This window comes from Candidatus Erwinia dacicola (assembly GCF_001756855.1).
Lineage (GTDB): Bacteria > Pseudomonadota > Gammaproteobacteria > Enterobacterales > Enterobacteriaceae > Erwinia > Erwinia dacicola.
Window position 1 is genome coordinate 1 of the sequence record NZ_MAYS01000498.1, and the last position, 1,777, is coordinate 1,777.

The 1,777-nt window shown below is 32.4% G+C and carries 1 protein-coding gene; it reads left to right on the top strand.

Going from position 1 to position 1,777, the window contains the following annotated elements; translation table 11 throughout:
* Nucleotides 1-105: 105 nt before the first annotated feature.
* Nucleotides 106-1,611, top strand: coding sequence for a lipopolysaccharide biosynthesis protein (locus BBW68_RS12915; RefSeq protein ID WP_070135674.1), 1,506 nt, complete (start codon nucleotides 106-108; stop codon nucleotides 1,609-1,611).
* Nucleotides 1,612-1,777: the final 166 nt, after the last annotated feature.

The window sequence follows — 1,777 nt, forward strand, 5'->3', positions numbered from 1 at the left end:
ACCTATCATTCAACAAAGCCTGCTGATCATTTAATGGTCAGCTTTTGTTTATTTTTTGCGTTAACTGCTTGTTGCTACAAAATAATTTTTTTATAAAAGGAAAACATGAAAAAACAACTTACTATACTCTTGTACGTCTATGGTGTAAGGATCTATACAGCTATAGTGAGCATTGTAATCATCCCTTACATTATTAAGCTCGTGGGTTTTGAATCATATGGTTTGGTTGGTTTTTATGCCGTGCTGCTAGCATGTTTAAATATTCTGGATGCTGGAATTGGTGGCGTATTAACACGTCAGGCAATAATTTCAAGGTCAAGTCGAGAAGATTTTGAGGAGTTTATTGGTATTTTTAACAAGGTAATAAAGTTTTTTATATTGATTGGCAGCTTAGTCGCGATAATTGGCTCATGCCTTTCTTATCAATATGGTAAAAGCTGGTTAAAGACATCGTTGAGTACGGATGAAATCGCCTTTTGTATTTCATTAATGTTTTGTATCTTTGCAGTCCGTTATTTACAAGGGCCGTATCGGAGCCTTCTACTCTCTAACGAAAGCCAAATTACGATATCAAGTATCAATTTAGTTTATGTAACACTTTCGCAACCAATTACATTGTTGTTGTTATGTTATTATCATCGAGATATAAGATTATACTTTATTGTTCAAATGTTCGCCGCGGTAATAAATACCATGCTGATGGTTTATTATGGTGAGAAGACAAAGAGAATAATTAGATCTTCTTTACCAGAGATAAATGATACTATTGGTAAGCTGCCCTTGAAAAACATTATCATGTTTGCAATGCAGCTTTCAATAATATCTGTAATGTGGATAATTGTTAATCAATCAGATAAACTAGCATTAACAAAATTTATAGAATTATCAGAATATGCCAAATATAGCGTTGCTGTGTCCGTAAGTGCATTAATCTTCATTATCAGCGACCCCTTAAATCAAGTGCTTTTGCCCAAACTTACACGTTGTTATAGTGAAAAGCAATATAGCGCATACGGTGATTATTTTACCAGTGCAGTACTATTTGTTTGCCTATGTTTGATACCACTTTCCATGTTTATTTTTTTTAATGGAACTAAACTTCTTTATGTGTGGAGTGGGAATTATGAACTCTCTAATGGTGCTGGAAAATATCTCCCATGGATTTTTCTTGGTGGAGTTTTTGGGGTGTTTTCTAATTTTTGTTTTCTTTTGCGTTATAGCAGTGGGGAACTAAAAAAACATACAATAGTATATTGCTTATTCGGTCTCATAGTCGTTCCATTAAATGTTTATATCGCGAGCAAATATCACGGAATTGGTGCTGCAATCTTCTTTTTTATTAGTTCATTAGTGCTTTTTATTTTTTGGTCTGGTTATAGTTTTTATAAGTATTTTTCTTCTGGTACAGATTACATATTTATAATAATTGGACCATCGTTTTTAGGAATGTATGGTTATTTTTATATTTTATCATCTTGCGAATTAAGTTCCGCGAATAGGTTTTTATCACTCTTGGTTATGTTAGGTGAGGGGATCGGCGGAATCATTATTACAGCAACTTACACTTCCCTAATTAAAAGAAAACTTAATATCAAACTCAGAATAAATTAATCATAAAAATATTTATTGTTCGCCTGGCTATTTTGAAAACAACGGTGGCTCTTTAGTACTTCATAGATTATGCTATTTAATTAATGATCTTGATAATTACAATGCTTTTTAGTAAAAACCAACCATAAGTATTCAGGAAAATGTGGTATCCAAAATTTAATTGTCA

Bases quoted from the DNA above. Each gene is read 5' to 3' on its own strand.
- BBW68_RS12915 (WP_070135674.1), top strand. From the start codon at position 106: ATGAAAAAACAACTTACTATACTCTTGTACGTCTATGGTGTAAGGATC.